The 26,642-nt window shown below is 71.8% G+C and carries 23 protein-coding genes; 12 read left to right on the forward strand and 11 right to left on the reverse strand.

Annotation, left to right across the window (positions count from 1 at the left end):
* The first annotated feature begins 36 nt into the window (after positions 1 to 36).
* The 4 genes from ACOJUJ_RS08885 to ACOJUJ_RS08900 all read left to right on the forward strand — a co-directional run bounded on the left by ACOJUJ_RS08885 (position 37) and on the right by ACOJUJ_RS08900 (position 3,738).
* Positions 37 to 1,383 (forward strand): SGNH/GDSL hydrolase family protein, encoded by a 1,347-nt coding sequence (locus ACOJUJ_RS08885; RefSeq protein ID WP_420126504.1) that lies wholly within the window; start codon positions 37 to 39, stop codon positions 1,381 to 1,383.
* A 346-nt stretch (positions 1,384 to 1,729) separates the two neighbouring features.
* The gene (locus ACOJUJ_RS08890; RefSeq protein ID WP_420126505.1) at positions 1,730 to 2,008 is read left to right on the forward strand and encodes a hypothetical protein; all 279 of its coding nucleotides are present in this window, start codon (positions 1,730 to 1,732) and stop codon (positions 2,006 to 2,008) included.
* Between the two features lie 31 nt (positions 2,009 to 2,039).
* A complete protein-coding gene (locus tag ACOJUJ_RS08895) occupies positions 2,040 to 3,167 on the forward strand; it encodes an aminomethyltransferase family protein (RefSeq protein WP_420126506.1) in 1,128 nt (375 codons plus the stop codon).
* The gene (locus ACOJUJ_RS08900) at positions 3,154 to 3,738 is read left to right on the forward strand and encodes a DUF1802 family protein (RefSeq protein WP_420126507.1); all 585 of its coding nucleotides are present in this window, start codon (positions 3,154 to 3,156) and stop codon (positions 3,736 to 3,738) included. Before ACOJUJ_RS08895 ends, ACOJUJ_RS08900 begins: the two co-directional genes overlap by 14 nt.
* 137 nt (positions 3,739 to 3,875) lie before the next feature.
* On the opposite strand, the gene ACOJUJ_RS08905 is transcribed toward ACOJUJ_RS08900, so the two are convergent.
* From ACOJUJ_RS08905 to ACOJUJ_RS08925, 5 genes are all read right to left on the reverse strand, one after another.
* Positions 3,876 to 4,697, reverse strand: a complete 822-nt coding sequence (locus ACOJUJ_RS08905; protein ID WP_420126508.1) for an SDR family NAD(P)-dependent oxidoreductase — start codon at positions 4,695 to 4,697, stop codon at positions 3,876 to 3,878.
* A 308-nt stretch (positions 4,698 to 5,005) separates the two neighbouring features.
* Positions 5,006 to 5,851, reverse strand: coding sequence for a zinc metalloprotease HtpX (locus ACOJUJ_RS08910; RefSeq protein WP_420126509.1), 846 nt, complete (start codon positions 5,849 to 5,851; stop codon positions 5,006 to 5,008).
* 24 nt (positions 5,852 to 5,875) lie between these two features.
* Positions 5,876 to 6,136 carry a hypothetical protein gene (locus ACOJUJ_RS08915; protein WP_420126510.1) on the reverse strand — a complete coding sequence of 87 codons (261 nt, stop codon included), beginning with the start codon at positions 6,134 to 6,136 and terminating at the stop codon, positions 5,876 to 5,878.
* A 430-nt stretch (positions 6,137 to 6,566) separates the two neighbouring features.
* The gene (locus tag ACOJUJ_RS08920; RefSeq protein WP_420126511.1) at positions 6,567 to 8,282 is read right to left on the reverse strand and encodes an alkaline phosphatase family protein; all 1,716 of its coding nucleotides are present in this window, start codon (positions 8,280 to 8,282) and stop codon (positions 6,567 to 6,569) included.
* Positions 8,283 to 8,388: 106 nt separating this feature from the next.
* Positions 8,389 to 8,928, reverse strand: a complete 540-nt coding sequence (locus ACOJUJ_RS08925; protein ID WP_420126512.1) for a hypothetical protein — start codon at positions 8,926 to 8,928, stop codon at positions 8,389 to 8,391.
* Positions 8,929 to 9,389: 461 nt separating this feature from the next.
* Between ACOJUJ_RS08925 and ybaL the strand changes: the two genes are divergently transcribed.
* Positions 9,390 to 11,186, forward strand: a complete 1,797-nt coding sequence (gene ybaL, locus ACOJUJ_RS08930) for a YbaL family putative K(+) efflux transporter (protein ID WP_420126513.1) — start codon at positions 9,390 to 9,392, stop codon at positions 11,184 to 11,186.
* A 142-nt stretch (positions 11,187 to 11,328) separates the two neighbouring features.
* Here ybaL and ACOJUJ_RS08935 read toward each other — a convergent pair whose 3' ends face one another.
* The 3 genes from ACOJUJ_RS08935 to ACOJUJ_RS08945 form a co-directional block, all read right to left on the reverse strand.
* Entirely contained in the window at positions 11,329 to 13,374 is a 2,046-nt protein-coding gene (locus ACOJUJ_RS08935) for a transglutaminase TgpA family protein (RefSeq protein WP_420126514.1), read from the reverse strand.
* Positions 13,371 to 14,384 (reverse strand): DUF58 domain-containing protein, encoded by a 1,014-nt coding sequence (locus ACOJUJ_RS08940; protein WP_420126515.1) that lies wholly within the window; start codon positions 14,382 to 14,384, stop codon positions 13,371 to 13,373. The genes ACOJUJ_RS08935 and ACOJUJ_RS08940 overlap by 4 nt, the downstream gene beginning before the upstream one ends.
* A gap of 618 nt (positions 14,385 to 15,002) precedes the next feature.
* Positions 15,003 to 15,977 carry an AAA family ATPase gene (locus tag ACOJUJ_RS08945; RefSeq protein ID WP_420126516.1) on the reverse strand — a complete coding sequence of 325 codons (975 nt, stop codon included), beginning with the start codon at positions 15,975 to 15,977 and terminating at the stop codon, positions 15,003 to 15,005.
* Between the two features lie 675 nt (positions 15,978 to 16,652).
* Here ACOJUJ_RS08945 and ACOJUJ_RS08950 point away from each other — a divergent pair.
* The 7 genes from ACOJUJ_RS08950 (at position 16,653) to ACOJUJ_RS08980 (ending at position 22,820) form a co-directional block, all read left to right on the forward strand.
* Positions 16,653 to 17,204 carry an RNA polymerase sigma factor gene (locus tag ACOJUJ_RS08950; protein WP_420126517.1) on the forward strand — a complete coding sequence of 184 codons (552 nt, stop codon included), beginning with the start codon at positions 16,653 to 16,655 and terminating at the stop codon, positions 17,202 to 17,204.
* Complete coding sequence (locus tag ACOJUJ_RS08955; protein WP_420126518.1) at positions 17,204 to 17,548, forward strand: hypothetical protein; 345 nt, start codon at positions 17,204 to 17,206, stop codon at positions 17,546 to 17,548. The genes ACOJUJ_RS08950 and ACOJUJ_RS08955 overlap by 1 nt, the downstream gene beginning before the upstream one ends.
* The gene (locus ACOJUJ_RS08960) at positions 17,545 to 17,922 is read left to right on the forward strand and encodes a hypothetical protein (RefSeq protein ID WP_420126519.1); all 378 of its coding nucleotides are present in this window, start codon (positions 17,545 to 17,547) and stop codon (positions 17,920 to 17,922) included. The genes ACOJUJ_RS08955 and ACOJUJ_RS08960 overlap by 4 nt, the downstream gene beginning before the upstream one ends.
* A 53-nt stretch (positions 17,923 to 17,975) precedes the next feature.
* A complete protein-coding gene (locus ACOJUJ_RS08965; RefSeq protein WP_420126520.1) occupies positions 17,976 to 18,443 on the forward strand; it encodes a hypothetical protein in 468 nt (155 codons plus the stop codon).
* A 95-nt stretch (positions 18,444 to 18,538) separates the two neighbouring features.
* The gene (locus tag ACOJUJ_RS08970) at positions 18,539 to 19,537 is read left to right on the forward strand and encodes a hypothetical protein (RefSeq protein WP_420126521.1); all 999 of its coding nucleotides are present in this window, start codon (positions 18,539 to 18,541) and stop codon (positions 19,535 to 19,537) included.
* A complete protein-coding gene (locus ACOJUJ_RS08975) occupies positions 19,534 to 22,107 on the forward strand; it encodes a BamA/TamA family outer membrane protein (protein WP_420126522.1) in 2,574 nt (857 codons plus the stop codon). Before ACOJUJ_RS08970 ends, ACOJUJ_RS08975 begins: the two co-directional genes overlap by 4 nt.
* 185 nt (positions 22,108 to 22,292) lie before the next feature.
* The gene (locus tag ACOJUJ_RS08980) at positions 22,293 to 22,820 is read left to right on the forward strand and encodes an NUDIX hydrolase (protein ID WP_420126523.1); all 528 of its coding nucleotides are present in this window, start codon (positions 22,293 to 22,295) and stop codon (positions 22,818 to 22,820) included.
* Positions 22,821 to 23,149: 329 nt separating this feature from the next.
* On the opposite strand, the gene ACOJUJ_RS08985 is transcribed toward ACOJUJ_RS08980, so the two are convergent.
* The 3 genes from ACOJUJ_RS08985 to ACOJUJ_RS08995 all read right to left on the reverse strand — a co-directional run bounded on the left by ACOJUJ_RS08985 (position 23,150) and on the right by ACOJUJ_RS08995 (position 26,328).
* Entirely contained in the window at positions 23,150 to 23,827 is a 678-nt protein-coding gene (locus ACOJUJ_RS08985; protein WP_420126524.1) for a DedA family protein, read from the reverse strand.
* A 204-nt stretch (positions 23,828 to 24,031) separates the two neighbouring features.
* Positions 24,032 to 25,588, reverse strand: coding sequence for a glycine betaine ABC transporter substrate-binding protein (locus tag ACOJUJ_RS08990; RefSeq protein ID WP_420126525.1), 1,557 nt, complete (start codon positions 25,586 to 25,588; stop codon positions 24,032 to 24,034).
* Positions 25,585 to 26,328, reverse strand: a complete 744-nt coding sequence (locus ACOJUJ_RS08995) for an ATP-binding cassette domain-containing protein (RefSeq protein WP_420126526.1) — start codon at positions 26,326 to 26,328, stop codon at positions 25,585 to 25,587. The genes ACOJUJ_RS08990 and ACOJUJ_RS08995 overlap by 4 nt, the downstream gene beginning before the upstream one ends.
* Between the last annotated feature and the right edge of the window lie 314 nt (positions 26,329 to 26,642).

Genomic DNA, 26,642 nt, shown 5'->3' on the forward strand with positions numbered 1-26,642 from the left:
GGGCTCTGAACGGAAATGCACAAGGAGAACTACCGCATGAAGAAGAGATCGCTGGGGAACGCGCTGCGGGCCGCCGCGCTGGCGGCCACGGTGCTGCTCGGCGCGTGCGTGGGTGACGGGGACGAAATCCTCTCCGTGAACCCCACGCCCAACGGCGGCACGCTGTTCACCCGCTACGTGGCGCTGGGCAACTCCATCACCGCCGGCTTTCAGTCCGGCGGGATCAACGACAGCCTGCAGACGCGCGCCTATCCGGTGCTGCTGGCGCAGCGCGCCGGCACCCCCTTCGAGTCGCCGCTGATCGCGCGCCCCGGCTGCCCGCGCCCGTTCCTGGCGCCGCTGGGCAGCACCGGCCGCCTGGGCACGGCCGACAGCTGCACGCGCATCAACAACCCGCGCATCACCAACAACGTGGCCGTGCCGGGCGAGCGCCTGCGCGACCTGTACGTGTTTCCCAGCGGCCAGCTGGCCTCGCTCAACACGCTGCTGGTGGGCCCGCGCACGCAGGTGCGCGCCATGATCGAGGCGCGTCCCACCTTTGTTTCGGTGTGGATCGGCAACAACGACGCGCTGGAGGCCACGGTGGGCGGCATTCTGGGCCCGCGCGCCGCGGGCGCCGACAGCTCGCTCACGCAGCTGTCGGTCTTTCAGTCGCAGCTCAACACGCTGGTGGATTCCATCAAGGCCGCCGGCCCGCAGGGTGTGATGCTGGTGGGCGTGGTGAACGCCATTGCCGCCGCGCCCATCCTGCAGCCGGGCGCGTACTTCTACCTGGCCGCGCAGGCCACGGGGGGCAGCTTTCAGGGCAAGCCGGTGAACCTGAACTGCGCGCCGCTGACGCCCCTGGGCACGCCCAATCCGCTGGCGGCCAACATGGTGTCGTTCCAGATCGTGGGCGAGGCGGCCTTCACCGAGATCAACTGCGACCCCAACGCGTACCCGGCGGGTGACCCGCGCCGCGGCGCGTACCTGCTGGACACGCAGGAGCAGGTGATCGTCTCGCAGCGGGTGGCGGCGTTCAACGCGGCCATTGCGGCGGCGGCCGCGGCCAACGGCTGGCTGTACGTGGACCCCAACGCCATCCTGCAGCCGTACCTGGCCGAGGAGACGACGGTCACGATCGGCGGCCAGCAGGTCCGGCTGCACCAGCGGCTGCGCAAGTGCCAGGACCTGCCCACGGCCACCACTCCGGCGGCGATCCAGGCGGCGATCGCCACCTCGTGCCCGGTGACCGGGGCCACGGCGGCGCCCAACTTCTTCGGCTCGCTGATGTCGTTCGACGGCGTGCACCCGTCCACGGAGGCGCACCGCGTCCTGGCCGGCGCCTTTGCCGACGCGATCAACGGCAAGTACGGCACCTCGCTCTCCAACGCGCGAACCTGATCAGACGGGTCGGCTGAGCGACGGCGCGGCGGGGCGGCTCCACACCGGAGCCGCCCCGCTTTGCGTGTACCTCCAGCTCACAAAAAGAAAGGGTCTCACACGGAGTCAACGGAGTTAACGGAGGGAGGCTTTCGTGCGTGGTTCTCATCCTTTTCCAACCCTCAACGCCGTGGGATGGGATTGTGGCACCTGGTTTCCGCCCGCCTCGTAGAACTCCGTTGACTCCGTTAACTCCGTGTGAGGCCCAGTCTGGTGATGGATGCCGTAGCCCCACACTCTCCGAAGCGTTACTTTCGGGGCTGTGGATGGGATGAAGATCGAGCGGCTGTCAGCGACGCAGAGGCACATGGCACTATCCCGCAGCTCCTCGTGGAAGGAGCACCGGCTGGCGAACCGGCTGGAGTGCGACGGCACCGAGTACAGCGTGGACCTGGTGGCGCGAAAGGCCACCGGCGTGGAGGGGTGGAAGGTGACGCTGGTCTACCTGCCGCGCGGCGAGGGGCAGGAGGTCAAGGTAGACCTGCCCAACGCGGCCTCCACCGCCGAGGTGCGCCGCCTGGTGACGGAACTGGAGGGCGCCGACGCCCGCCTGCTGGAGCTGTGCCGGCAGGGCGCCGGCGGCTGACCGCCGCGCATCCGTCACGAGGGACTGATCGATGAGCGACACGACGACGGCGGCCCCGGCGCCTGGCGCGCTGCGGCCGCTGCTGGAGCAGGCGGGCGCCGCGTTTGGCGAGGTGGCGGGGCACCAGGTGGCCCGCCACTACGGCGACGGCGCGGCGGAGTACGGCGCCGTCCGCGCGTCCGCCGGCGTGGCGGAGCGCGCGGACCGGGCGCGCTTTCGCCTGTGGGGCAAGGACCCCGCGCGGATGATGCACGGCCTGATCACCAACGAGCTGCTCAAGGCCGAGCCGGGACGCGGCGTCTACGCGGCCATGCTCACCGCCAGGGGGCGGATGATCGCCGACGTGCGCGTGTTTCGCCGCGCGGACGGCGAGGTGCTGGTGTCCGTGGCGCGCGAGGCGCTGGAGGGGACGCGCGAACACCTGAAGAAGATGGTGCCGCCCCTGTTCGCCCGCTGGGCCGACGCCACGGACGAGGTGGCGGAGCTGGGCGTCTACGGCCCCCGCGCGCGCGAGCTGCTTTCCGCAGCGCTGGGTGCGGAGATCCCCGCGCTGGCGGAGGACGCGTTCGTGGAGCCGGACTTCGGCGGGGCGCGGGTGCTGGTGGCGGCCACGCGCGAGGCGGGCGGCGAAGAAGGGTTCGACGTCTTTCTCCCCGCGGAGAGCGCGGCGGAGCTGTGGACGGCGCTGCACGCCGCGGGGGCGCGGCCGGTGGGCTTCGGCGTGCTGGAGACGCTGCGCATCGAGGCGGGGCGGCCGCGCTACGGAAGGGAGCTGACGGAAGAGACGATTCCGACGGAAGCGTACGAGTCGTCCGGGTTGATGCAGCGGGCCATCTCGTTCCACAAAGGCTGCTACACGGGGCAGGAGGTCATCGTCCGCATTGCCCACCGCGGGCACGTGAACCGGCACCTGCGGGGGCTGCTGCTGGGGGATGCGCCCGCGCCCGCCACGCGCGCGCCGCTGGTGAACCCGGACACGGGAAAGGAAGTCGGCTGGACGGCGAGCGCCGCGTTCAGCCCGCTGCTGGGGCAGACGGTGGCGATGGGATACGTGCGGCGGGAGATCGGGCCCGGCGGAGAGGTGCGGATCGGCGCGGCGGACGGGCCGGCGGCGCGCGTGGTGAGCCTGCCGTTCACGACGGGCGATGCGGGAGCATAGCCGCGTCGCCCTCAAGGAGTGGGCGGTGGCAGACGAGGCGCTGGCCACCGGGCAGATTGCCCTCCTGATCCGCAAAGGCGGCATCCACGAAAAGCAGGGCGACTTTGGCGTGGATCACCGCGAGTTCTGGATCTTTCCCACCGGCTGGCACCAGAACCCGGCGGACCTGGCGGAGCACCTGCACCCCCTGCTGGACGCGCTGGCCCCGCCGCCGCGCGGCACCGTCCCGTTCCGCGTCTACGCCGTGGTGGACGACGTGTATCGCGTGGAGAACACGGAGGTGCTGGACCGGCTGGAGGGGATGCATCCGCTGGCGCCCCCCGCCGCGCACGCGCGATTCGCCTACCGCGACCGCCCGTTCGTCCACGCGCTCATCCTGCGCGCCCACCGGCTGCCGGAGCCCGTGAATCTTCCCGACACGCTTCGCTACGAGGGATGCGTGTCGTGGGTCGAGCTGGACAAGCCGCTCCCCACCGCCGCCCTCACCCCCGTCCTGTCCGACGAGGACTTCGCCACCGTAAAAGGCGAGATCATCCGCCGGCTGGGGACCGAGGGCGTCACGCGCGTCTGAGCGCATCACGGCAAGCATTGGGTACAGAGGAACGGGGAAAAACCAGAGGAACAGGGCGGAACGTGAACCGCCTCTGTTCCTCTGGCTCTTCTCCGATCCTCTGTACCTTCCATCTTTTGCGGATCTGGCGCTCGGCGCTACACCCGCGACTGCGCCATCTTCGCCAGCCGCGCGGCCATCGCGCGCGGGATGAAGCGCGTGCCCGCCGCCATCACACGGTTCGCGGTGCCGGTGATGATGGACGACTTTCCGGCGCGCATGGCGTTGTATCCCGCCTTTGCCACCTCCGCCGCCGTCATCACGTGGCCGCCGCGGAACAGCCGCGAATCCTCCATGTTGGCGGCCGTCTGGAACTCGGTGCGCGTGGCGCCCGGGCAAAGCGCGGTGACCGTGACCCCGGTACCGGCCAGCTCCACCGACAGCGCCTCGGAAAAGCTGAGCACGTACGCCTTGCTGGCGTAGTACACGGCCATCAGCGGCCCCGGCTGGAACGCCGCCGTCGACGCCACGTTCATCACGTAGCCGCGCCCCCGCTTCACCATCGCGGGAAGGAAGAGCTTCGAGAGGTGCGTGAGCGCGACGATGTTCACCTGCAGCATCTCCAGCTCGCGCCGCAGCTCCGTGGGCGCCTCGCCGCCGGTATCGACAAAGGAGCCCATCAGCCCAAAGCCGGCGTTGTTCACCAGCGCGTCCACGTGGATGCCCAGCGCCTGCACCGCGTCGTGGATGGCCTGCGGCGCGGCGGGATCGGCCAGGTCGATGGGCAGCGCATGGTAGCGGATGCCGTGCTTCTGCGCCAGCTCGCGCCCCACCTTCTCCAGCCCGTCGCGGCTGCGCGCCACCAGCACCAGGTCCCATCCGTCGCGCGCGAACAGCCGCGCCAGCTCCGCCCCGATGCCGCCGGATCCGCCCGTGATGAGCGCCGTGCGCCCGCCGTGCTCACTCGCCGCTGACGCCATCCATCCCTCCCGTTTTGGTTGATGGATATCGATCGACACCCAAGGGCCCGCCCGCCCTCCCCGCCGCCGCCATTCCCACTTCACCCTCCGTTCCAAACGAACAGCGCTCACGCGGAGACGCGGAGGCGCGGAGAAACGGAAGAAACTCTCCGCGCCTCCGCGGTCTCCGCGTCTCCGCGTGACACCTGGTGTTCTTCGGGGTACGGTATGTACGTCGTCAGAGCCGCGAATCATGGGCCCAGCCCTGCGCGGGCGGCGGGATTCACGAAAACGGGGAGGGTGCCTTGCGACACCCTCCCCGTCATCGATTACGCCGCCATCCGCATCTCACTCTGCAGCGCCTCGAGGCGGGCGACGCGCTCCTCGGTGGGCGGGTGGGTGCTGAACAGCTTGCGCATGCCGCCGCCGTGCGCGGCCAGCGGGTTCACCTGCGCCAGCGGCGCGGCGGCGGGGCTCACGTGCATGGGCACGGCGCGGGCGCCCGCCTCCAGCCGCCGCAGCGCGTTGGCCAGGCCGATGGGGCGGCCGCTGATCTGCGCGCCCACGGCGTCGGCCTTGAACTCGCGCTGGCGGCTGATGGCCATCTGGATGATCATCGCCGCGATCGGCGCCAGGATGGCCATGCCGATGGCCGCCGCCGGGTTGCTGTCCTCGTCCTGGCTGCCGAAGAACAGGCCGAAGTTGGCCAGGTTGCTGATGGCGCCGGCCAGCGTGGCCGTGACCGTCTGCAGCAGCATGTCGCGGGTCTTGATGTGCGCCAGCTCGTGCGCGATCACGCCTTCCAGCTCGTCGCGCGTCACCAGGTCCAGCAGCCCCTCCGTCACGCACACCACGGCGTGGTCGTAGTCGCGCCCGGTGGCGAACGCGTTGGGCTGCGCGTGCGGCGCAATGGCCAGCGTGGGCATGGGCAACCCCGCGCGCTGGCGCAGGCGGTCCACCATGTCATACAGCTCCGGCGCCTGCTCGCGCGTGATCTTTTGCGCGCGGTACATCTTGAGCACCATCCCCGCCGACGCCCAGTACATCACCACGTTCATCAGGGCGGCGAACACCAGCGCCATGATCATCCCGCCCTGCCCGCCGATCATCGCCCCTACCGCGCCGAACAGGGCCGTCATCCCCGCCATCAGCGCGAACACCTTGATGTTGCCCATCGCTCCCATCCTCCTCGTTCTCCTTTAGCGTTCCCCGTTCCGCGGACCGCGCGCGCGAACCCGCTCCTCCGCCGGCACACCGCACACGAAGCGGCGCAGCGCGGCGGGAAGCTGCACGGCGGGAAGCCAGGCGTACCGGCCGTCCGAGCCGCGCTCGTACAGCGTGGTGGCGCCGCCGGGGGCGCGCAGCATCAGCAGGTGGCCATAACGCAGGGCCATGCGCGTAAGCCGCCATCCACCCGCCGCGATCACCGCGAGCACCGCCAGGATTGCCAGAACCGTCATCCGCCGTCCTTCCGTGAAGGTCCGTTCGCGCGGGGCAGGGGCACGCAAAAAGGCGAGACCCTGCAGCGCGCGTACGCGTCCGCAGTGGTCTCGCCCCGGTATTTCCTCCGGCCGCCGGGGGCTTGCGCCCCGTCATGACGGCTGGCCGGTCCGGCGGTGGCCCAGGGCATTGCTGCCCCGTCCGCGCCGGCGGGCTACTCCCCACACGCAATCAATATCTCGCAAACCCCGTTCCGCTTCAAGAGGGCTGGATGAACGTTGGATTAACCCAAACCCCTCTTCCGCATCGGCATACATCATCCCCAAGCCGGCTTCTACTGCATGTCACGCGGAGGCGCGGAGGAGAGAAGCAAGCCGCGGAGAAACGAAGAGACGGTTCTCCGCGGCTCAATCAGTTCCTCCGCGCCTCCGCGTGAAATGCGGTTGGGAGCTATCGTGAACCGAGCAGATCCAGAATGACGGGCGTGATGCTCAGCTGGTCCACGCGGGGGCCGGCGGCGCGCTGCACGCGGGCGCGGATGTCGGCGCCCGACGTCGCGGCCTGCACGACCAGGAGCGGGATCTCGCTGTCCTGCTTGGTGGGGCTGCCGTGCCAGGAGTGGTAGCGGCTGGAAAAGTAGAAGCGCTGTTCGATCGGCAGCTCCGTCCCCGTTCGCGCCAGCAGCAGCACGTCGCCCGCGCGGTGGCCGTACGGCCCGGCACCCAGCCCCTCCAGCCGCCGCGCCAACTCCAGCAGCTCCGGGCGCGGATGCGCGGCCAGGTACTCCGCGACGGGGACGAGGCGCTGCCCATCCCACACCTGGAACGGCCGCGCGTCCTGCCCCGGCGGGGCCGGCTGGCGCGCGAAGACCAGGTCGATGGCGCCGCGCAGCGCGGGGACGCCGGCGCCGGTGCGTGACGCTTCGTAAAAGGCGCGCGCGACGGGAAGCACGTCTTCCGCCAGACGCGGGGCGCGGTTCCAGTCGCAGCGGGTGCCGGCCCGTGCGCAGGTGGAGCGGTCGGCCAGGTAGACGTAGGCGAAGGCGCCCTGGTAGGCCACTGCGGCCTGAAAGTCCTGCTCCTCCGGATCCACCTCGAGCGTGAACGGGCGCACGCGGAAGCCTGACTGCCGCAGCACCGCGGGCGGCTCGTCGTCCCCATCCGTCCCCAGCGCGTGCAGGTCGTCCGGCAGCACGGGGGTGTGGCCGTGGTCCGCGACGAACATCACCCACGTTCCCTCCAGCGCGCCCGCCTTGCGGTACGCGTCCAGCACCTCGCCCACGGCGGGATCGATGACATCACGCAGGTAGCGGGTCTGGTCGCGGATGGGGTCCTGCGCCACGTGCGTGTACAGGTCCACGCCGGGAAAGTAGACCGTCTGCAGGTCAGCCGGGCCATGGCGGCCAATGCTTTCCACCAGGCTTTCCACCGCTTCGTCGTCCAGCTCTTCGTACACCTCCTGGCTCACCGTCTCCTCGTCCACCGCTCCCCTGGCCGCCGCCGTAATCATCTGCGCGTAGGCGGAGGGCATGGGCACGGTGAGCAGGTCGGCGCCGCGGTGGTACGCCTGCAGCGACACGTACGCGCGCACGCCGGCGCGCTCGTACACGGTGGGCGCGCGCAGAACGCGGCCCATCAGCTGGTCGCTGTAGACCTCCAGCGCGTGCTCGTGCTCCGTCACGGTGACGGGCGCGGGGGCGTAGAAGCGCATCTCCTCGCGCGCGAACCACTCGTTGCCGGGAACGCCGGTGCGCGCGGCGGGCTGGCCCGTAAAGACGGAGGCCCACGCCGCGTAGGTGGTGGAGGGAAGGATGCTAAGCACCCCCGGCGCTGCCCAGCCGTGCTCGTACAGCCGCGGCTCCGTTTCGCGCCCCAGCAGCGCGGCCACGCGCGGCATCCCGCCGCTGGCGATGGCGCGGTGCAGTTCGCCGTCGCCCACGCCGTCCAGCGCAAAGACGATCACGCGCGGGGCGCCGCGGGCGGGGTGCAGCGGCTGGCGAAGCACCTTTTCGCCGCCCTCGCTCACCAGCTCGGCGATCTCTTCCGGCGCGTTTCCCTTCCACTCCAGGTAGACCGCCGCGGCGCCGATCAGCGCGGCGGCGACCAGGGCAAAGACCAGCAGGCGGCGAAGGAGCGACCGCGGACGGCCGGCGCGGGCGGTGGGCATGGGGCGGAACGATGGGGACGGAGGATGCGGACGCGGGCCCGCGGGATGGTTCCCGCGAGCCCGCGCCGTGGTGCTCGGTTCAAGACAAAGGGAAGCCGATCGGCGGTCAGGCCGCGGTTCCGGCCAGCTCTTCGTCCATGATGAGCGACGAAAGCATGGCAAGGTGCTGGGGCGTGCAATACAGCCGGATCTCGCCCTTTTCACCGGCGCGCACGCGGCTTCGCGTAAAACAGACCACCCGCCGCTCGTTGCACAGGCGATCGAGCGCGCGGGCGGCGCGGGGTACGTCGGGGTTTCCGTTCTCTTTGCGCTTCCATCCGACGTGGATGGCCACTTCTTCGGCCGAGACGGCGTCGTGCACGGTGGGGTTGAAGGCGTCTTCGTCCAGCGCCTCGATGACCAGCTCGCGGTCGCGCAGGTAGCGGTACGCCTCGTGGGCGTCCTTTACGCACCGGTCGTCGCAGGGCACGGGGTTGCTCGTAATCTCAAGCACCTCGCAGCAGTCGCTGCCCACCACGTACGCCTCGTCTCCCACTTTCCACCGCTGCATGGCCTGCTGCTCGGCAACCTTGCGGTTGGTTGCCTGCACGGCGTAGCGAAGCGTTTGGCGGAAGGTGATTTCCACCTCGAAAGGCTTCTGGTCCATCTCGTCTCTCCGGGGGTGACCATGATTGCCGGCCCCAAAAACGCGCTACCAACGTGACGCGTTCGGGTCCGCTGCCGGGACGCCTATGCCAGTATCGTGCTCGCCTGTTTACTGCCCGCGCGAAGAATATATAGGAGCAATGCGGATTGCGGGGGTCTGCCGGGATTTGTTCGGTACATCAACCACTTAGCTGCATCATTACGGCGTCCGCGCACCGCTCGCGGGCAAACAGCCGAAGTCATTGCGGCACCGTTGGTAAGCCCGGTGGCCGGGCGGATCTTTCCTGTTCACGGGTGGCGGATTTGGGGCGTGGCGACCGCGGGGGCGCGGCGTCGCGGGTTGCCTTGGGCCGCGCGAATCCGTAAGTAGCATCATCCACCCGATTTCGCGGCCGGGTTCGCGGTGCGGGGAGAAAGGCGATTTGCCGGTGCGGGGCCGGTCCACCAGGGGGGGAGTACGGGATGCATCATGATACGGGACTGATCACGCTGATCGCCATGGGGTTTGGGCTGGCGTTCGTGCTGGGCTTTGCGGCCAACCGGCTGCGCCTGCCGCCGCTGGTGGGGTACCTGCTGGCCGGCGTGGCGGTGGGCCCGTTCACGCCGGGGTTCGTGGGCGACCCGGCGCTGGCGTCGCAGCTGGCGGAGATCGGCGTGATTCTGCTGATGTTTGGCGTGGGGCTGCACTTTTCGCTGGGCGACCTGCTGGCGGTGCGAAAGATCTCGCTTCCCGGCGCGGTGGTGCAGATCACCGCGGCCACGGTGATGGGGGCGGGCCTGTCGTACTTCTGGGGATGGACGTGGGGCCAGGGGCTGGTGTTTGGCCTTTCCCTTTCCGTCGCCAGCACGGTGGTGCTGCTGCGGGCGCTGGAGCAGCGCGGGCTGGTGGATTCGGCGGAGGGGCGCATCGCCATTGGCTGGCTGATCGTGGAAGACCTGGCGATGGTGCTGGCGCTGGTGCTGCTGCCGGCGCTGTCGGGGACGCTGGGGGGCACGCCGGCGGAAGGCGGCGGGAGCGTGGCGGCCGCCGTGGCGCTGACGCTGGGCAAGGTGATCGCGTTCCTGGCGCTGATGTTCGTCGTGGGACGGCGGGCGGTGCCGTGGATGCTGGCCAGGGTGGCGCGCACGGGCTCGCGCGAGCTGTTTACGCTCAGCGTGCTGGCGGTGGCGATGGGGATCGCGTTTGGCGCGGCCGCGCTCTTTGGCGTGTCGTTCGCGCTGGGGGCGTTCTTCGCGGGGGTGGTGATCAGCGAGTCGGACCTGAGCCACCAGGCGTCGGCGGACGCGCTTCCCTTCCAGGACGCCTTCGCGGTGCTCTTCTTCGTTTCCGTGGGGATGCTGTTCGATCCGGCGGTGCTGGTGCGGCAGCCGCTGCAGGTGCTGGGGGTGGTGCTCATCATCATCGTCGGCAAGTCCATCGCCGCGCTGGGGATTGTGCTGGCGTTCCGCTATCCCGCGCGCACGGCGCTGATCGTGGCGGCCAGCCTGGCGCAGATCGGCGAGTTCTCATTCATTCTGGCCGGGCTGGGGATGACGCTGGACCTGCTGCCGGAGGAGGGAAACAGCCTGATCCTGGCGGGCGCGCTGCTTTCCATCACCGCCAACCCCCTGATCTTTGCCGCGGCCACGGGGCTGGAGCGGTGGGTGCGCGCTACCCCGCGGCTGGCGGAGTGGCTGGAGCGGCCGGCGGGCGTGCTGGCCGAGCTGCCGGAGGGAGTGGACGAGGAGGCGCTGCGCGACCACGCGGTGCTGATCGGCCACGGCCGGGTGGGTGCCCCGGTGGCGCACGCGCTGGAGCAGCAGGGGATTCCGTACGTGGTGGTAGAGCAGAACCGCGAAGAGGTTGAGGCGCTGCGGGCGCGCGGGCTTCCCGCGCTGTTCGGCGACGCCAGCCGGCCGGGGATTCTGGAGCACGCGCACCTGGAGCGCGCGCGGCTGCTGGTGGTGTCGGCGCCGGACGCGTTCCAGGCGCGGCTCATCCTGGACCACGCGCGCAAGGTGAACCCCGACATCGACGCGGTGGTGCGCACCCACAGCGACGAAGAGCGGGCGCACCTGGAGCGCACCGGCGTAGGCCGCGCGGTCGTCGGCGAGCGGGAGCTGGCGCTGGCCATCATCCGCTACGCGTTCGGAACCTACGGCGTGCGGGGCGACATGGCCGCCGTGGCCGCCGAGACGCTGCAGCTTCCCGATCCGCACACGGGCCGCGGACGGTCGTCCTCCACCACGCAGCCGGTCCCCGGCGCCCGCGACGGCTGATCGAAAACAGAGGTCAGGGTACAGAGGAACAGACAAAAGCCAGAGGAACGGAGGAGGGCATGCGGATCACCTCTGTTCCTCTGGCTGTTCTCTGTCCCTCTGTACCTTCCGATGTTGTTTATCGGGATATCGGGACTCAGTGTTACGCCAGCCGCACCGGCTTTCGCTTCGCCGCGCGCAGCTCGGCGCGGGCGTCGTCCAGCAGGCGGCGCATGCGGGTACGGCCCACGTCGCCGAGGTCGATGCGGCCAAAGCGGGCGGTGACGTACAGGCCCACCAGCTCCGCCGCGGGCCCGGCGCCCGGCGCACCGTCGCGGGCCAGGCGCTCCGCGAAGTCCAGCGGCCCTCCGCTCCCCCCCAGCCCCGCGCGGGCGTACGCGCGGCGGACGGCCAGGTAGGTGCGCGTTTCCTCCGTCAGCGGCGCGCGGCGCCAGCGGCGGGCGGACCCCAGCAGCCCGCCCAGCACCGCCAGCGCAATCACCACCGCCACGCCGCGCCCGGCGCCGCCCGTGCCCCCCGCCGCCCCGCCGCGCCGGTCGTCGCGCGAAAACAGGTCGCCCACGCGGCTGAAGAGCCCCAGCTGCTTTTCCCGGTTGTAGTCCAGCACCCACTTGAACCACTGGTATTCCATCCCGTCAAACCACAGCGTAGCGCTCCACAGCCATCCGTCCTGCGCCCCCGCCTGCACCAGGTCCGCGCGCCCCGCCGGCGTGGGATCGAACGGGACCCATCCCACCTGCCCCATCCACACCTCCACCCACGAGTGGGCGTCGTTTCCCGTCACCGCCAGGTAGTCGCCGAAGCTGTTCCACTCCCCGCCCAGGAACCCCGTCACGTTGCGCGCGGGGATGCCGGCCGCGCGCAGCAGCACCACCATCGCCGTGCTGTAGTACTCGCAGTGCCCGGCCCGGCGGCGGAATAGAAAGCCCTCCACCGTGGCGTCGCGCGCCGTGCGCGGCAGGTCCAGCGTGTAGCTGAACCCGCGGTCAAAGTGGGCGTCGATCGCCCGCACCCGGTCGATCCGCGTCTCCTTTCCCGCCGTCAGCGAGTCCGCCAGCCGCCGGATGCGGGGGTCCAGGCCGGCCGGAAGCTGCAGATACGGACGTGCGAGCGCGTTGTCGGGCCGGTCGCTGGCCTGCAGCGCGTTCTCCGTGGGCCGCGGGCTGGCGGAGGTGGTGGTGTAGACGGGCGCGTCCGATCCCGAAAAGCGGATGTCGCCGGTGTAGTCCTGGAACACGCGGATGGCGGAGCGGGCCTCCACGTTCACCAGCGGGTGGTTGCCAAACAGCACGCTGGCGTCCGGTGGGCCGCCAAAAATGCGCACGCGGCGAAACGGCCCGCCCCAGCGCCGCCCGTACGCGTACGCGGGAAGAAGCGGCGCCACCACGCCGCGCGTGCGCGTCCACTCCTCGCCGTCAAAGTGGTCGAACGAGCGGCCGCGCCAGTACAGGTTGCCCGTCTCCGGCGGCGTGCCGTCGGGGAACTCCACCCGGAACGCCACCTCGGGGTTGGGCACGATGCGGCCGCCGTGCTGCCCCAGCCGCACCTGGTCGCTGAAGCCCACCATCATGTCGCCCCCGCCGCGGCGTCCCTGCACGTTCCACTGGCGCGGAAGGCGGGGAAACAGGACGAAAAGCGACGCGCTCACCAGCAGCGTGACGCCCGAGAACGCGGCGATGGTCATCATCATCCGCCGCCCCAGCCGCACCCCGGGCATCCCGAACCGCTCCGACTGGCGGCGCAGATATCCCACCATCAGCGCTAGCGTGGAGAGGATGACAAAGGCGACGAACGACGCCGCGAACCCCAGCCCCGGATAGTACGCCGTCGCCGCCAGCAGCAGGGCAAAGGAGAGGAGATAGAGCCGCGCGTCGTTCTTCGCGTCCACGGCGCGCAGGCTTTCCGCGGCGAGGAGGAAAAGGAGCATCGCCATCACCGCGGGCATGAAGTCCTCGCCCAGGGCAAATGCGACGTACAGCATCCACGCGCACAGGCCCACGATGATGAGCCGCGACGCGCGCTCGATCCACACGCTCCACTCCGGCGGCGGAAGCCGGAAGGTGGCCACCCCCAGCGCCGCCGCCGTCAGCAGCAGCGCGGGGGACGCGCCGGCGCCCGCCATCAGCGCCATCAGCGCGCTGAGCGCCATGGCCGCCGACAGCCGGCGGTGCAGCAGGGCCGTGCTCATCGTCCCCCTCCCGCCGCGGCGAACACGTCGCCCCACCCTGTGCCCGGCCCGCCCGCCGTCACCAGCACGCACTCGCCCGGGGCCACGGGCGGCTCCAGGCGCGGCGCGTCCGGGCGGAACCGTGCGCGGGCCAGCACGTCCAGCACCCGCTCCAGCTGCGCGGCCCCGGCGCCCGGCCGCACCCGTGTGTCCTGCGTCGCCAGCCCGAACGCGTCCCCGCGCCGCACGGCGGCGGCGGCCACTCCCGCCACAATCTCCACCGCGGTTTCCGCCATCTCGTCCTCCGCCGCGCGCAGGTCCAGGCACAGCCAGAGCGCGCGCGACCGGTCGCGCTCGTACTCGCGCACCACCGGGTGGCCCACGCGCGCCGTGGTGCGCCAGTGCACGTCGCGCGGGTCGTCGCCGGCGCGGTACGGGCGCAGGCCGCGGTACTCGCCGCGCGCCCCCGCGGAGCCGGCGAAGACCTCGCCCGTGCGGCGCGCGCGTTCGCCCGCGGGGCGTGGCTCGCGCACCGGCCGGTCCGTGCGCGGCCAGACGACCACTTCGCCCGGCACGTCCACGTCGCGCTCCTTGATGAACAGGCCAAAGGGAAAGGAGGTCGACAGCGTCACCGTCTCCAGCGGATACACGCCGCGCGTTTCCCACACCTGCTCGGCGCGCGCCGTCCCGCCCTGCCCCGGCTCGATGACCGGGATCCACCCGCGCGCCGCCGACCGCGCCTCGCCCGCCTCTACGGAGTACGCGGGAAGCCGCCGGTTGCCGTTGCGCACCTCGTAGACGATGCGCGACGGGGCGCCGGCCGTGGCGCGCGCGGCCCGGCGCCGCACCTCCAGCCGCCGCAGCATCTGCTCGCTCAGCCAGCCGCTGAGGGTGATGAAGCCCAGCATGGCGCCCAGCATCAGAAAAAGCAGGTTGTTCCCCGTGCCGATGGCCGCCACGCCCAGCAGCACCGACCCGCCGCTGAAGAACCACCCCGCACGCGAAAACCGCAGCCGTCGCGGCGGCCGCATCCAGCGTCGGACGCGGCGGCGGACGGCCGAAGCGCGTGAGTGCGGGGGTGCGTTAGTGCGGGAGTTCACGGATGGGACGCAAGTGCGAGAGTGGTGTAGCCGCAGGATCTGGATGTCGTCGAAGGGCATCGAACTGGCGCCCGACGGGGTGCCCCTCCCCCGGCCCCTCCCCGTTCGTTCCTCACGGAGAGGGGAGTAGATGCCGATGGATCGAAACTCGGCGAACGGCATCGAACTGCGTCCGCTGGCGCCCCCCCTCTCCCGGCCTCTCCCCCCCGAACTGCAGGGGGGAGAGGAGAACTTCGATCGCGCTTCGGAAGGTGCGTCGCACCTCCCTCCCCCGCGCAGTTTGCGGGGGAGGGTCGGGGAGGGGGGCGGCCCACCCTCTCGCGCCCAACCGTCCAAAGCTCACCGCAGGCTGCCCCACACCCAACCTCCCCCGGCAGTTTCGGGGAAGGTGGGCGGGTGGTGCCCGCCCGGAGGGGGCGCCGCCCCTCACGCCACCTCATCCGAAGCGCCCAGCCACCCGCGCCGTGTATCCCCCCTCCCGCGCAGTTTGCGGGAGGGGGTGGCGCGCTCTCAGGCGCCGCCGGGGGAGGGCCCGCCGGGGGAGGGCCCCTACACCGGCACCGCGATCCGCCCCAGTAGCTCCTCCAGCACCGACACGGCTTCGGCGTACGCTTCGCCAGTGGCGGCGGAGGCGCCGGCGGGGAGCAGGCGGTGGGCGAGCACGGGGACGGCCAGGCGCCGCACGTCGTCGGGCACCAGGAACTCGCGGCCGTCCACCAGCGCATACCCGCGCGCCGCCCGCAGCAGCGCGATGGCGCCGCGGGTGCTGGCGCCCGCGCGGAAGCGCGGTTCGGAGCGCGTGGCCGCGATGATCGCCATCAGGTAATCCACGATGGACGCGTCCGCGTGCACCGTATCCACCCGCTCCTGCAGCACCAGGACGGACGCGGGGTCCAGCACGGGACGGATGCGGTCGATGGCGTCACTTCCCCCGGCGGACTGCAGGATTACGTTGCGCTCCTCGTCCGCGTCGGGGTAGCCGATGGACAGGCGCATCATGAAGCGGTCGAGCTGGCTTTCGGGGAGCGGATAGGTGCCGTGCTGCTCCAGCGGGTTCTGCGTGGCCATCACCAGGAACGGGCGAGGCAGTTCAAAGCTGCGCTCGTCGATGGTCACGCGGCCCTCCTGCATGGCTTCCAGCAGCCCGCTCTGCGTGCGCGGCGGCGCGCGGTTGATCTCGTCCGCCAGCACCACGTTGGTGAACATGGGCCCGGGCCGCGTCTCGAACTCGTGCGTGCGGGGGTTGTAGACCGAGACGCCCAGCACGTCCGACGGAAGCAGGTCGCTGGTGAACTGGATGCGGCGAAACTCCAGCCCCAGCGCGGCCGTCAGCGCGCGGGCCAGCGTGGTCTTGCCCACGCCGGGGATGTCCTCGAACAGCAGGTGCCCGCGCGCAAGCAGCGCCGCCAGCGACAGCCGAACCGTCTCGCGCTTGCCGCGAAAGACGGTTTCCACCGCGCCGATCAGGCGTTCCAGCTGGGTCAGGTCAATCTCGGGGGCGTCAACGGGAACCGCGTTCAGCATGCGCGCGTCCGGGCGGGGCGGATTGGTGTCGAGGGATGGTTGAAGCTACCGTGTACACCGACCTCGCGGGAACGGTCGTTTGGGACGGGACCCTCCCCCGGCGGCGCCCGAGAGCGCGCCACCCCCTCCCGCAAACTGCGCGGGAGGGGGGATACACGGCCCGGGCTTCGGGGCGGTTCCGATCGTGCCGAGCGAGGGCAGCGCCCCCTCCGCTCGCTTATGCTCGCACCTCCCCCAAAAAACCCTGGGGGAGGTTGGTTGTAGCGACAGCTTCCGAAGCGCGATCGAAGTTCTCCTCTCCCCCCTGCAGTTCGGGGGGGAGAGGCCGGGAGAGGGGGGACGCCAGCGGACGCAGTTCGGTGCCGTTCGCCGAGTTCCGATCCATCGGCATCTACTCCCCTCTCCGTGAGGAACGAACGGGGAGGGGTTGGGGGAGGGGCACCCCGTCGGGCGCCAGTTCGATGCACGTCGCCGATCCAGAATCTCTCCGGATCCCCCAACCCGCCCCAGTCTTTTTTTGGGGGAGGTGGGCGAGTGGTGCGAGCCCGGAGGGGGCGCGCCCCTGGCACCGCACCGTCCGAAGCAGATCCACTCACGCACTCACGCACTCACGCACTTTCGCACTTCCTCCATCCCACCTCAACACTTTCCCCCCCACCTCCGTCTGGAAGGAGAATGACCGGCGAAACCGATGCCCAGCTGGTGGCGAGGGTGCGGCGCGGGGAGCGCGCCGCGGCGGAGGCGCTGGCCCAGCGGTGGCTGCGCGCATGCCGCGCCGTGGCCCTGGCCGTCACCCGCGACGAGGCCGACGCCGACGACGTGTGCCAGGACGCCTTCGTCAACGCCATCCAGCGCATCGACGACTGCCGCAACCCGGAGCGGTTTGGCCCCTGGCTGATGCAGATCGCCCGCAACCGCGGCCACGACCACCTGCGGGCCCGCGCCCGGCCAGTGCTCTCGCTGGAAGGGATGGAGATCGAATCCGGGGCGGTCTCGCCGCAGCGGGAGGCCGAGCGGGACGACGAGCGGACGCGGCTGCTGGCCGCCATGGACGAGCTGACGGAGGAACGGCGCGAGGTGCTGCTGCTGCACGACCTGGAGGGATGGACGCACCGCGAAATCGCGGAGCGGATGGGGCTGCCGCCCGGGACCGTTCGGTCTCACCTGCACCACGCGCGGAGAAGGATGCGCACCCTGCTGCCGGAACTGGAGGAAGGCGAGGAATGATGGACGACGAGCGTGTGAACCTGTCCGCGCTGGACCCCGCCCGCGACCCCGGCCGCTGGCGCGCGGTGATGGAGGCCACCATGACGCGCGTGGACGGCGTGCTGCTGAACCGCGCCCGGCCCGACCCGCTGGCGCTGATCGCCGGGTGGCGGCGCCCGCTGCTGGCCATCGCCGCCGCCACCGTGCTGCTGCTGGTGCCGGTGGAGGTGGCCTTGGAGCGCCGCGAATCGCACCAGGAAACGCTGCGCGGGCTGGTGGACGTTTCCACCGTCTGGGCGCAGGAGGGGCGCGCACCCTCCGGCGCGGAGCTGCTGCGGGCCATCCGCACGGGAGCCGCACGGTGAAGAACCGGGCGCGCGCCGTGGGCATGCTGCTGCTGGCCGCCACCTTTTCGGTGGGCGCGCTGGGCGGGATGGCCGTGGAAGAAGCGATGGGGCTGGACTGGTTCGACTTTCTGGACGAGGACGCGGCCCCGTCCGAGGACCGGCTGTTCGCCGGGATGGAGCTGACGGAGGCGCAGCGGGAGCGGATCGAACAGATCCGCGAGCGCCGCGAGGACCGGCTGGAGGCGTACTGGGAAAGCCGGGTGCCGGAGATCCAGCTCGTCGTGGACCAGTCCTACGGCGAGATGCGGGCGGTGCTGCCGGCGGAGCGGCACGCCGAGTTCGACCGGCGCGTGCGCCAGCTCAGAGCGCGCATGCCGGCGGAGAGCGACTGACGGGCGGAAGGTCCGCCCGTGGACGGATACCAGATAAACGCAGGGGAAAGACCATGATCAAGGGCAAGACGATGCTGGTGGCGGCGATGGGCGCGGCGGCCGTGGGGCTGGCCGTGGAGCGGTCGGGCGCGCAGGACCGCACGGCCGTGCCGGGCGCGTACACGCTGGCCCAGGTGGACGGGCGCGCGCTGCCGCTGGTGGTGGAGACCGACGGCGCCTGCCGCGACGAGCTGCTGTCGGCCACGCTCACGCTGGCGGAGGGCGTGTGGACGCTGGACACCGTGGAGCGGGAGCTGTGCGAGGGGCAGGCGGCGAAGGAGGACCGCGAGTCGGAGCGCGGCCGCTACACCCTGGCCGGCGCCGCCGTCACCTTCACGCCCGATGACACGGATCGCCCCGACGCCGACGACGCCCCCGGCGCCGTGGACATCGACGTGGACGAGCTGGCGACGGGGACGGTGGAGGGCGGCGCGCTGACCGTGCGGCTGCACGGCGGCCAGACGCTGGCCTTCCGCCGCTGAACGGCTCCGGCCCGCCCGTGCGGGGGCCGGAGAGATCGATCGGACATGGGGGGCCTTCGTGCCCCCCATCGCGGGAAACCAATGCAGGAGTGGGGATGATGCGGGCGACGGGGCTTTACAAGTTTGCGGCGCTGATCTTCGGCGCCATCCTGGGGATCGGCGCGCTGGCGTACGCCATCTCGCCGGGCGAGCGGCGCGCCGTGGCGGCCATGCGCAACGACGCGCGCGAGGCGGCGGCCGATTCGCCGCGCCAGGTGGCGCTGGCGCAAAAGGAGGCTGTTCCGTCCGGCGGCGAGGTGTGCACCGCCGCCGGTCCCCCGCGGCCCCTGGACCAGGAGATCCACGAGAGCAGCGGCGCCGCCGTGAGCCGCGCGCACGCGGGGATCTTCTGGACCCACAACGACTCCGGCGACCCGCTGCTGTACGCGGTGGACGCGGAGGGGCGCACGGCCGGGCGCGTCCGCGTCACCGGCGCGTCGGTCGAGGACTGGGAAGACGTCGCGCTGGCGCCCTGCCCCTCCGGCGGCGACTGCCTGTTCGTGGCCGACATCGGCGACAACGACGCCGAGCGGCCCTCCATCACCGTCTACCGCGTCCCCGAGCCGGCCCCGGGCGCCACCGCCTCCGCCGCCGCACAGGCCATCCGCCTGCGCTACCCCGACGGATCGCACGACGCGGAAGCCCTGTTCGTCCTGAACGGGGCCATCCACGTGGTCACCAAGGGCGAATCCGGCCCCATCGCCCTCTATCGGGCGCCGGCCTCCGCCGGATCCGGCGCGGAAACCACGCTGGAGCGCGTGCGCGAGCTTTCCCCCGGCAAGGTGGATCGCCCGCTGCGCATCACCAGCGCCGACGCCAGCGCGGACGGGCGATGGGTGGTGATGCGCACGCTGAAGTCCGCCTCCATCTACCCCGCCGCGGAGCTGACCGGCAGCGGCGCGCTGAACCCGCGCGCCGTGGATCTGGAGGGGCTGGACGAAGCGCAGGGCGAGGGGATCGGCTTTGCGCCGGACGGGTCGCTGGTGGTGACGAGCGAGGGCGGCAAGAAGAAGTCACCCGCCACCTTCGCCCGCCTGCGCTGCACCTTTCCGTGAGCGCGCGGGCGTTGTGCCCGGGGGCCGCCGCGCTTGTGTTCGCGCTGGCGGCGGCGCCCGCGGCGGCCCAGGCCCCCGCCATCGAAGACGTCGGGGCGCCTGCCGCGGCGGACTCGGCGACGGTGGCCGCGGGGGAGCGGTACGCCGTCGGGGGACTGCGCGGGTGGCTGATGGGGACGCGCTACCGCGACCTGTGGGTCGCCCCCGTGCGGGTGGAGGTGCTGGACCTGGCCCGGTTCGCGGGCGGGCTTACCCCGCTGCGGCGCGGCGGCAACGTGCAGACCATGGCGCTGCGCTTCAAGGGCGCGGACGGGCGCGAGTACAACTTCCGCTCCGTCGACAAGGAGCTCACCCCCGCGCTGCCGGAGTACGCCCGCGAAACGCTGCTGGACGACCTGCGCCAGGACCTGACCCGCGCCCAGCACCCCGCCGGCCCGCTGGTGGCCACGGCGCTGATGGACGCGGCCGGCGTGCTGAACCCCGGTCCGCGCCTGGTGGTGATGCCCGACGACCCCGCGCTGGGCGAGTTTCGCGCGGACTACGCCGGGCTGCTGGGGACCATGGAGGTGCACGCCGACGAGGGGGACGACGGCGAGCCGCTGTTCGCCGGCTCGCCCAAGGTGTCGGACACCGAGGACCTGCTGGAGGACCTGCGCGCCGGCACGGAGCACCGGCTGGACGCGCGCGGCTACCTGCGCGCACGGCTGCTGGACATGCTGCTGGGCGACTGGGACCGCCACGAGGGGCAGTGGCGGTGGGCGCGCTACGACCAGGCCGGCGCGCACCGCTGGGTCCCGGTTCCCGAGGACCGCGACTACGCCTTCGTTGACCACGACGGCGTGCTCCCCGCCATCGCCCGCGCGCGGCTGCCGCGGCTGGTGCGCTTTGGCGAGCGCTATCCGCCGGTAGAAGGGCTCACCGCCAACTCGCTGGGGCAGGACCGCGAGCTTCTGTCCGGCCTGTCGCGCGCCACGTGGGATTCCGTCGCGGCAGAGCTGCGGGCCGCGCTCACCGACCGCGTGATCGGCGACGCCGTGCTGCGCATGCCCGCCGAATACCGCCCGCTGAACGCGGACGCGCTGGCCCTCACCCTCCGCGTGCGCCGCGACCGGCTGGGCGAGGCGGCGGACGCCTTTTATCGGCTGGTGGCGCAGGCGCCGGAGGTGCACGCCACCGACCGCGCCGACCGCGTGGACGCCGAGCACCTGCCCGACGGGCGCCTGGCGCTGCGCATTCACTCCCGCCTGGAGTCAGGCGCGTACGTCCCCGCTTACGAGCGCGTCTTCCACCCCGCCGAGACCGGCGAGGTGCGGCTGCACCTGCACGGCGGCGGGGACAGCACGACCGTGCGGGGCGGCGCCGGGCCCATCGTGCTGCGCATCCTGGCCGGCGCGGGGGATGACGTGCTGGTCGACCAATCCCGCGCCGCCGTGGTCTTCTACGACACCGCCGGCACCCGTCGCGTGGTCCCCGGCGCGCGCACGCGGGTGGAGACGCGCGCGTGGTCCGCGCCGGAAGCGGAGCCGGGGCTGCTCCCCGTCGCGGAGCGCGATTTCGGCAGCCGCCGCACGGGGTTCGCGCCGTACGTGGCGTGGCGCTCGGACGTGGGCGCGCTGCTGGGGGGCGGGCCGGTCTTCACGCGCTACGGCTATCGCCGCCACCCCTTCGCCGCGCGGCACGCCCTGCGCGCGGCCACCTCGCCGGTGCACGGGCGCCTGGAGCTGGCGTACCGCGGCGAGCTGCGCCCCGAAGCGTCGTCGCGGTGGATGGAGATCGCGGCCACGGGCACCACGCTGGCGCGGGCCCGCTTCGGCGGATACGGCAACGCCGCGCCGGGCGGCGCCAGCGGCGCGTCCCTGGCCTGGCTGCGGCAGGTGGAGCTGTCGGCCGCGTGGCACGCGCCGCTGTCGAACGCCGTCGAGTTCTCCGCGGGGCCGGTGGCGCGGTACACGGACCCCGAGGTGGACGCGGGGTCGCCGCTGGCCACCGCACGGCCGCTGGGAAGCGAGGCGTTCGGCCAGGTGGGCGCGCGCGCCGGCGTGGTGCTGGACACGCGAGACAACACGCTCTTTCCCCGCTCCGGCGCGCGGGCGGAGCTTTCCGCGTCCGCGTATCCCGCCGTGTGGAGCGCGGACCGGGCGTTCGGCCTGGCGTCGGGATCGGCATCCACCTACCTGCGCCTTCCCGCGCCCGGCGCGCCGGTGCTCGCCCTCCGCGCCGCGGCGCAGGCGGCGTGGGGCGGCTATCCGTTCCACCAGGCCGCCACGCTGGGCGGCTGGTCCACGCTGCGCGGCCACGCCCACGACCGCTTCGCGGGCGACGCGGCTGTCGCCGGCGGCGCGGAGCTGCGCGTGCCGCTGCTTCCCGCCGAGCTGCTGGTGCGGGGGCGGCTGGGCGTTTCGCTGCTGGCGGACGCCGGACGCGTCATCCACGACGGCGAGTCGCCGGGTGGATGGCACACGGCCACGGGTGGCGGCGTGTGGTTCGCCACGCCCCCCGCCGTGCTGGCCATCTACGTGGCGCGCGGGGAAGAAACCACGTGGTACGCCAGCTTCGGGATGCCGTTCTGATCCAGGACCGCCTGTCCGGCTGGCCCAGCGCTCAAGACGGCGGCGCGTTTCCATTCGGAGACGCGCCGCTTTCGTTACATTACCCTTCGCGTCGCGAACACGGCTTGCTCCTCGCCCTCCCGACGCGCGGAGTATCCACCGAGGTCATGCATGAAAAGGGTGTTGGTTTGAGCGATCGTGGATCCATGGATAATCACCCGGCACAGTGCGCCGCCCTGCCCTATCGCATGAACGGCGGCCTGGTTGAAGTGCTGCTGGTCACGCCGCGCGGGGGCGAGGGGTGGATCATCCCCAAGGGAAAGGTGGAGGCAAAGCTCGGCGTCCCGGGGTCCGCGGCGCAGGAAGCCGTCGAGGAAGGCGGCGTGCGGGGGGAGATCGAGCAGACGCCGTTCGATCAATACCGGCACGGCGGCACGGACGACGGCCCGCTGGTGGCCGTGTACCTGATGCGCGTGACCAAGGAGATGTCGTCCTGGCGCGAGTCGCACCAGCGCGAGCGGCGGTGGGCCACGCTGGACGACGCGCCGCGGCTGATCATCGACCCTGGTCTTGCCCGGGTGATGCGCGCCGCCGCTGACCACCTGTCCACCCACGCCCCCGCCACCTGGCCGTCCGACGAACCCGCGCCGCCGTCGAATGCGCGGATGAAACTGGTCGGCTCCGCCGTCCTGATCGCCGCGGCGCTCGGATTGGCGGCGGCGTTCCTCACGTAAGCCGGAGAAAGATCACCGGAGCGATGCGCCGGTTTCATCAAAAGCACGGCGGCCGGTGTCGTTAGAAATCCAGCGGCCCGATGTCATTCTGAGGAAGGCGCCCGCCCGGCACCGTCCGATCCGCACGATTGCCTGTGCGCCGACCGAAGAATCTTTACGATGGGCGCACCTCCTGTCGGCTACAACCCGGCCCTGGCGCCGGCCCCGTCCGTTTCCGAAAGAGATTCTTCGGTCGGCGCACAGGCTGCTGAGCGTGACCGCGGGCTCGTGGTGGGCGCCTTCCTCAGAATGACAGCGATCGTCCGGACGCAGTCTTTTTCGAGATGACGCTACCCGGCGCCGCCCGCGCGCCGGCGGCCGTGGAGAATGCGCGCCACGCGGTAGAAGTACGCGACCACCGCCAGCACCACGATGCCGGAGCTTACCGGCCCGATCCACTGCTCCACCTGCTGAAACTGGCTCCCCAGCAGCCGCCCCGCGTACGCCAGCACAAAGGTCCAGAGCGTGGTGCCCAGCGCGGAGAGCGCAAAGAACGGCGCCGCCGGCATCCGCGTGAGCCCCGCGGGCACGGAGATCAGCGTGCGCACCACCGGCACCAGCCGCCCAAAGAACACGCTCCAGCGCCCGTGCCGCGCGAACCAGTCCGTCGCGCGCTCCACGTCGCCCGGCTCCATCGCCAGCCAGATGCCGTGCGCCGCGACCCACGCGCACAGCCGGTCGTGCGTGACCGCGCGGCCAACCCAGTACCAGAACCCCGCCCCCGCCAGCGACCCCACGCTGCCTGCGGCCACCATCACCCAGAACGGCGCCTGGCCGCTGGCGGACAGGTATCCCGCCAGCGGCATGATCACCTCCGACGGAAGCGGAGGAAACACGTTCTCCAGGAACATCAGCAGCGCCACCCCAAGCGGCCCCATCTGCCGCACCACGTCCACCACCCAGTCCTGCATCCCGCCCCCATTCGCGTCCGTGTCCCCGCCCCCGCCGCTCCGCAGTCGTTCGTACAAGACGCATCCGGGGACGTTTGTGTTGAACATCCCTCCCTCGATCGCGAAAAGACATGACCTCACATAGAAGCCGGCGGAACAGCAGAAAACAAACTCCGTTGACTCCGTTAACTCCGTGTGAGGCCAATCTTTTTGTTACGCGCAAAGGGGCGGGCCCGCGATGGCCCGCCGCCTTACGCCGATGGATTGTCGCGCCAACGGCTGCTACACCCCGCGCGGCCGCACCCGCCGCTCCGCAAGCGCCAGCGCCGCGTCCACCAGCAGCGCGAGCAGGGCGGCGGGGATGGCGCCGGACAGGATCATCCGTGTGTCGCTCAGCGCCAGCCCCGCCACGATGGGATCGCCCAGCCCTCCCGCGCCGATGAACGCCGCCAGCGTCGCCGTCCCCACCGCGATGACGGCCGACGTGCGCACGCCGGCCATGATGCTGGGCGCCGCCAGCGGCAGCCGCACGTGCCGCAGCACCTGCGCGTCGCTCATCCCCAGCGCCCGCGCCGCCTCCGTGGCCTCGGGGCTGGCGTCGCGCACACCGGTGTAGGTGTTCCGGACGATGGGGTACAGCGAGTACAAAAAGAGCGCCGCCAGCGCTGGCATCATCCCGATCCCCAGCAGTGGGATCATGAACGCCAGCAGCGCGATGCCGGGGATGGTCTGCAGCACGCCCACCGCACGCACCGTCCCCTCCGCCGCACCGGCGCGCGCCCGCCCCAGCATCACCCCCAGCGGCACCGCCACCGCCGCCGCCGCCAGCAGCGACAGCGCGACCAGCAGCAGGTGGCGACCGGCCAGCCCCGCCAGCGCGCCGCGCCGCTCCCACAGGTACGCGCCCAGCGACCCCCTGCGCGCCGCCGGCGCCGCGTCCCCGTGGTCCACCGCGCCGGCCAGCCCAAGCTCCCGCAACGCGTCCGCCGCCACCCGCGCCACCGGCTCGCCGTCCACCTCCACGCGGCGGTTCATCGCGCGCAGGGTCCGCACGTCCAGCCGCCCGCTCAGCCGCGTGAGCGCCGCCACCGCCTCCGGCCGCTCGCGCTGCAGCCGTGCGCTCACCAGCGCCACCGCCTCGTACGGCGGAAAAAAGCCGCGGTCGTCCTCCAGCACCACCAGCCCGTAGCGGTCGATCAGCCCGTCCGTGCTGTATCCGTCAATCACGTCCACCGCCCCTTCGGCCAGCGCGCGGTACTTTACCGCCTGCACCAGCGGCCGAGTGGAGCGCGGCGCCAGCCCATATGTGGCGCGCAGCCCCTCCAGCCCATCCTCGCGCCCGATGAAGTCCGGCGTGAACCCCGCCCGCAGCCGCGGCGCCGCGCGCGCCAGGTCCGTCAGCGTCCGCAGCTGATAGCGGTCCGCCGTCTCCTTGCGCACCGCGATGGCGTACGTGTTCTCGAATCCCAGCGGCGGCAGCCAGCGCACCCCCCACCGCCGGCCGAACTCGCGCGACACGCGGCCAAACACGGCGGCGGGGTCGGATTGCGGCGGCTCGTTCAGGATCGCCAGCAGCCCCGTCCCCGTGTACTCCGGATAGACGTCGATCGCCCCCGTCCGCAGCGCCCCGAACGCGATCTCCGTCGCCCCCAGCCCGGGCCGCCGGTCCACCGCGATCCCCGCGCCCTCCAGCACCTGCGCGAACATCTCCGCGAGCAGGTAGCTCTCCGCGAACGGCTTGGACGCGATCACCACCGGCCGCTCATCCGCCCCCTGCGCCTGCATGCGGCAGGGGATGATGGCGAACAGCGCCGCGAGCCCCAGAATCCACCGCATCATCCCGCCCCCAGTCGCGACCGCGCGATGAGCCCGGCGACGTACTCCGTCTCCGGCGCGCGCACCAGCGCTTCGGGGGATGCGATTTGTTCGATGCGGCCGCGGCGCAGCACGGCGATGCGGTCCGCCAGCAGTGCGGCTTCGTGCAGGTCGTGCGTGACCAGGATGGCGGTGATCCCCAGCTCCCGCCGCAGCGTGCCGAACGCGTCCTGCAGTTCCGCGCGGGTGATGGCGTCCAGCGCGCCGAACGGCTCGTCCAGCAGCACGATCCCCGGCCGCGCCGCCAGCGCCCGCGCGATCGCCACGCGCTGCCGCTGCCCGCCGGAAAGCTCCCGCGGCCACCGCCCGCCGAACTCCGCCGCGTCCAGCCCCACCCATCGGAGCGCCGCCGCGCCCTTTGCCTCCGCGTCCGCGTCGCCGCGCAGCCATGGGACCAGCGACGCATTGCGCAGCACCGTCCAGTGCGGCAGCAGTCCGCCGTCCTGCTGCACGTACCCAATCCGCCGCCGCAGCTCCACCGCGTCGGTGGATGCCACGTCCGCCCCCTCGACCATCACCCGCCCCCCATCCGGCTCCGTCATGCGGTTGAAGCAGCGCAACAACGTCGTCTTTCCCGATCCGCTCTCCCCCACCAGCGCCACGCACTCCCCCGCCGCCGCCCGCAGCGACACCCCCTCCAGCGCCGCCACGCCGCCGTAGCGCTTCACCACGCCCTCGGCCACGAGCACCGGATCAGGAACCACAGAAGGATCAGCGAGCATCCAGCCAAACCTGTTGATGAGGAACGAACCTCGGAATCCCGCCCCGGCTGCGGACGCGCCACCGCCTGGAACACCGCACACCCCCGTGCCGCCATGTCCGCGAAGGCGGACAGCGTGCCCTCGTTGCCGCGATTTCAATCGCTCTCCCAAGCCCGCGGCATCGCGCCGAGGCACATCCGGTACCCTCCACGCGCACGGCACGGTGCGTTAACACGAACCCGCCAATCCGCGAAGGCGGATTTCGTGTAGTCGTTGCCGCGAATTTATTCGCCCTTGCCAAGCCTTGCCCACCCTCT

Source organism: Longimicrobium sp. (genome assembly GCF_048594345.1).
Lineage (GTDB): Bacteria > Gemmatimonadota > Gemmatimonadetes > Longimicrobiales > Longimicrobiaceae > Longimicrobium.

What these genes read in the sequence shown, in the direction of transcription:
- ACOJUJ_RS08885 (WP_420126504.1), top strand. Translation starts at nt 37, where the DNA reads ATGAAGAAGAGATCGCTGGGGAACGCGCTGCGGGCCGCCGCGCTGGCG.
- ACOJUJ_RS08890 (WP_420126505.1), top strand. Translation starts at nt 1,730, where the DNA reads ATGGCACTATCCCGCAGCTCCTCGTGGAAGGAGCACCGGCTGGCGAAC.
- ACOJUJ_RS08895 (WP_420126506.1), top strand. Translation starts at nt 2,040, where the DNA reads ATGAGCGACACGACGACGGCGGCCCCGGCGCCTGGCGCGCTGCGGCCG.
- ACOJUJ_RS08900 (WP_420126507.1), top strand. Translation starts at nt 3,154, where the DNA reads ATGCGGGAGCATAGCCGCGTCGCCCTCAAGGAGTGGGCGGTGGCAGAC.
- ACOJUJ_RS08905 (WP_420126508.1), bottom strand. Translation starts at nt 4,697, where the DNA reads ATGGCGTCAGCGGCGAGTGAGCACGGCGGGCGCACGGCGCTCATCACG.
- ACOJUJ_RS08910 (WP_420126509.1), bottom strand. Translation starts at nt 5,851, where the DNA reads ATGGGCAACATCAAGGTGTTCGCGCTGATGGCGGGGATGACGGCCCTG.
- ACOJUJ_RS08915 (WP_420126510.1), bottom strand. Translation starts at nt 6,136, where the DNA reads ATGACGGTTCTGGCAATCCTGGCGGTGCTCGCGGTGATCGCGGCGGGT.
- ACOJUJ_RS08920 (WP_420126511.1), bottom strand. Translation starts at nt 8,282, where the DNA reads ATGCCCACCGCCCGCGCCGGCCGTCCGCGGTCGCTCCTTCGCCGCCTG.
- ACOJUJ_RS08925 (WP_420126512.1), bottom strand. Translation starts at nt 8,928, where the DNA reads ATGGACCAGAAGCCTTTCGAGGTGGAAATCACCTTCCGCCAAACGCTT.
- ybaL (WP_420126513.1), top strand. Translation starts at nt 9,390, where the DNA reads ATGCATCATGATACGGGACTGATCACGCTGATCGCCATGGGGTTTGGG.
- ACOJUJ_RS08935 (WP_420126514.1), bottom strand. Translation starts at nt 13,374, where the DNA reads ATGAGCACGGCCCTGCTGCACCGCCGGCTGTCGGCGGCCATGGCGCTC.
- ACOJUJ_RS08940 (WP_420126515.1), bottom strand. Translation starts at nt 14,384, where the DNA reads ATGCGGCCGCCGCGACGGCTGCGGTTTTCGCGTGCGGGGTGGTTCTTC.
- ACOJUJ_RS08945 (WP_420126516.1), bottom strand. Translation starts at nt 15,977, where the DNA reads ATGCTGAACGCGGTTCCCGTTGACGCCCCCGAGATTGACCTGACCCAG.
- ACOJUJ_RS08950 (WP_420126517.1), top strand. Translation starts at nt 16,653, where the DNA reads ATGACCGGCGAAACCGATGCCCAGCTGGTGGCGAGGGTGCGGCGCGGG.
- ACOJUJ_RS08955 (WP_420126518.1), top strand. Translation starts at nt 17,204, where the DNA reads ATGGACGACGAGCGTGTGAACCTGTCCGCGCTGGACCCCGCCCGCGAC.
- ACOJUJ_RS08965 (WP_420126520.1), top strand. Translation starts at nt 17,976, where the DNA reads ATGATCAAGGGCAAGACGATGCTGGTGGCGGCGATGGGCGCGGCGGCC.
- ACOJUJ_RS08970 (WP_420126521.1), top strand. Translation starts at nt 18,539, where the DNA reads ATGATGCGGGCGACGGGGCTTTACAAGTTTGCGGCGCTGATCTTCGGC.
- ACOJUJ_RS08980 (WP_420126523.1), top strand. Translation starts at nt 22,293, where the DNA reads ATGGATAATCACCCGGCACAGTGCGCCGCCCTGCCCTATCGCATGAAC.
- ACOJUJ_RS08990 (WP_420126525.1), bottom strand. Translation starts at nt 25,588, where the DNA reads ATGATGCGGTGGATTCTGGGGCTCGCGGCGCTGTTCGCCATCATCCCC.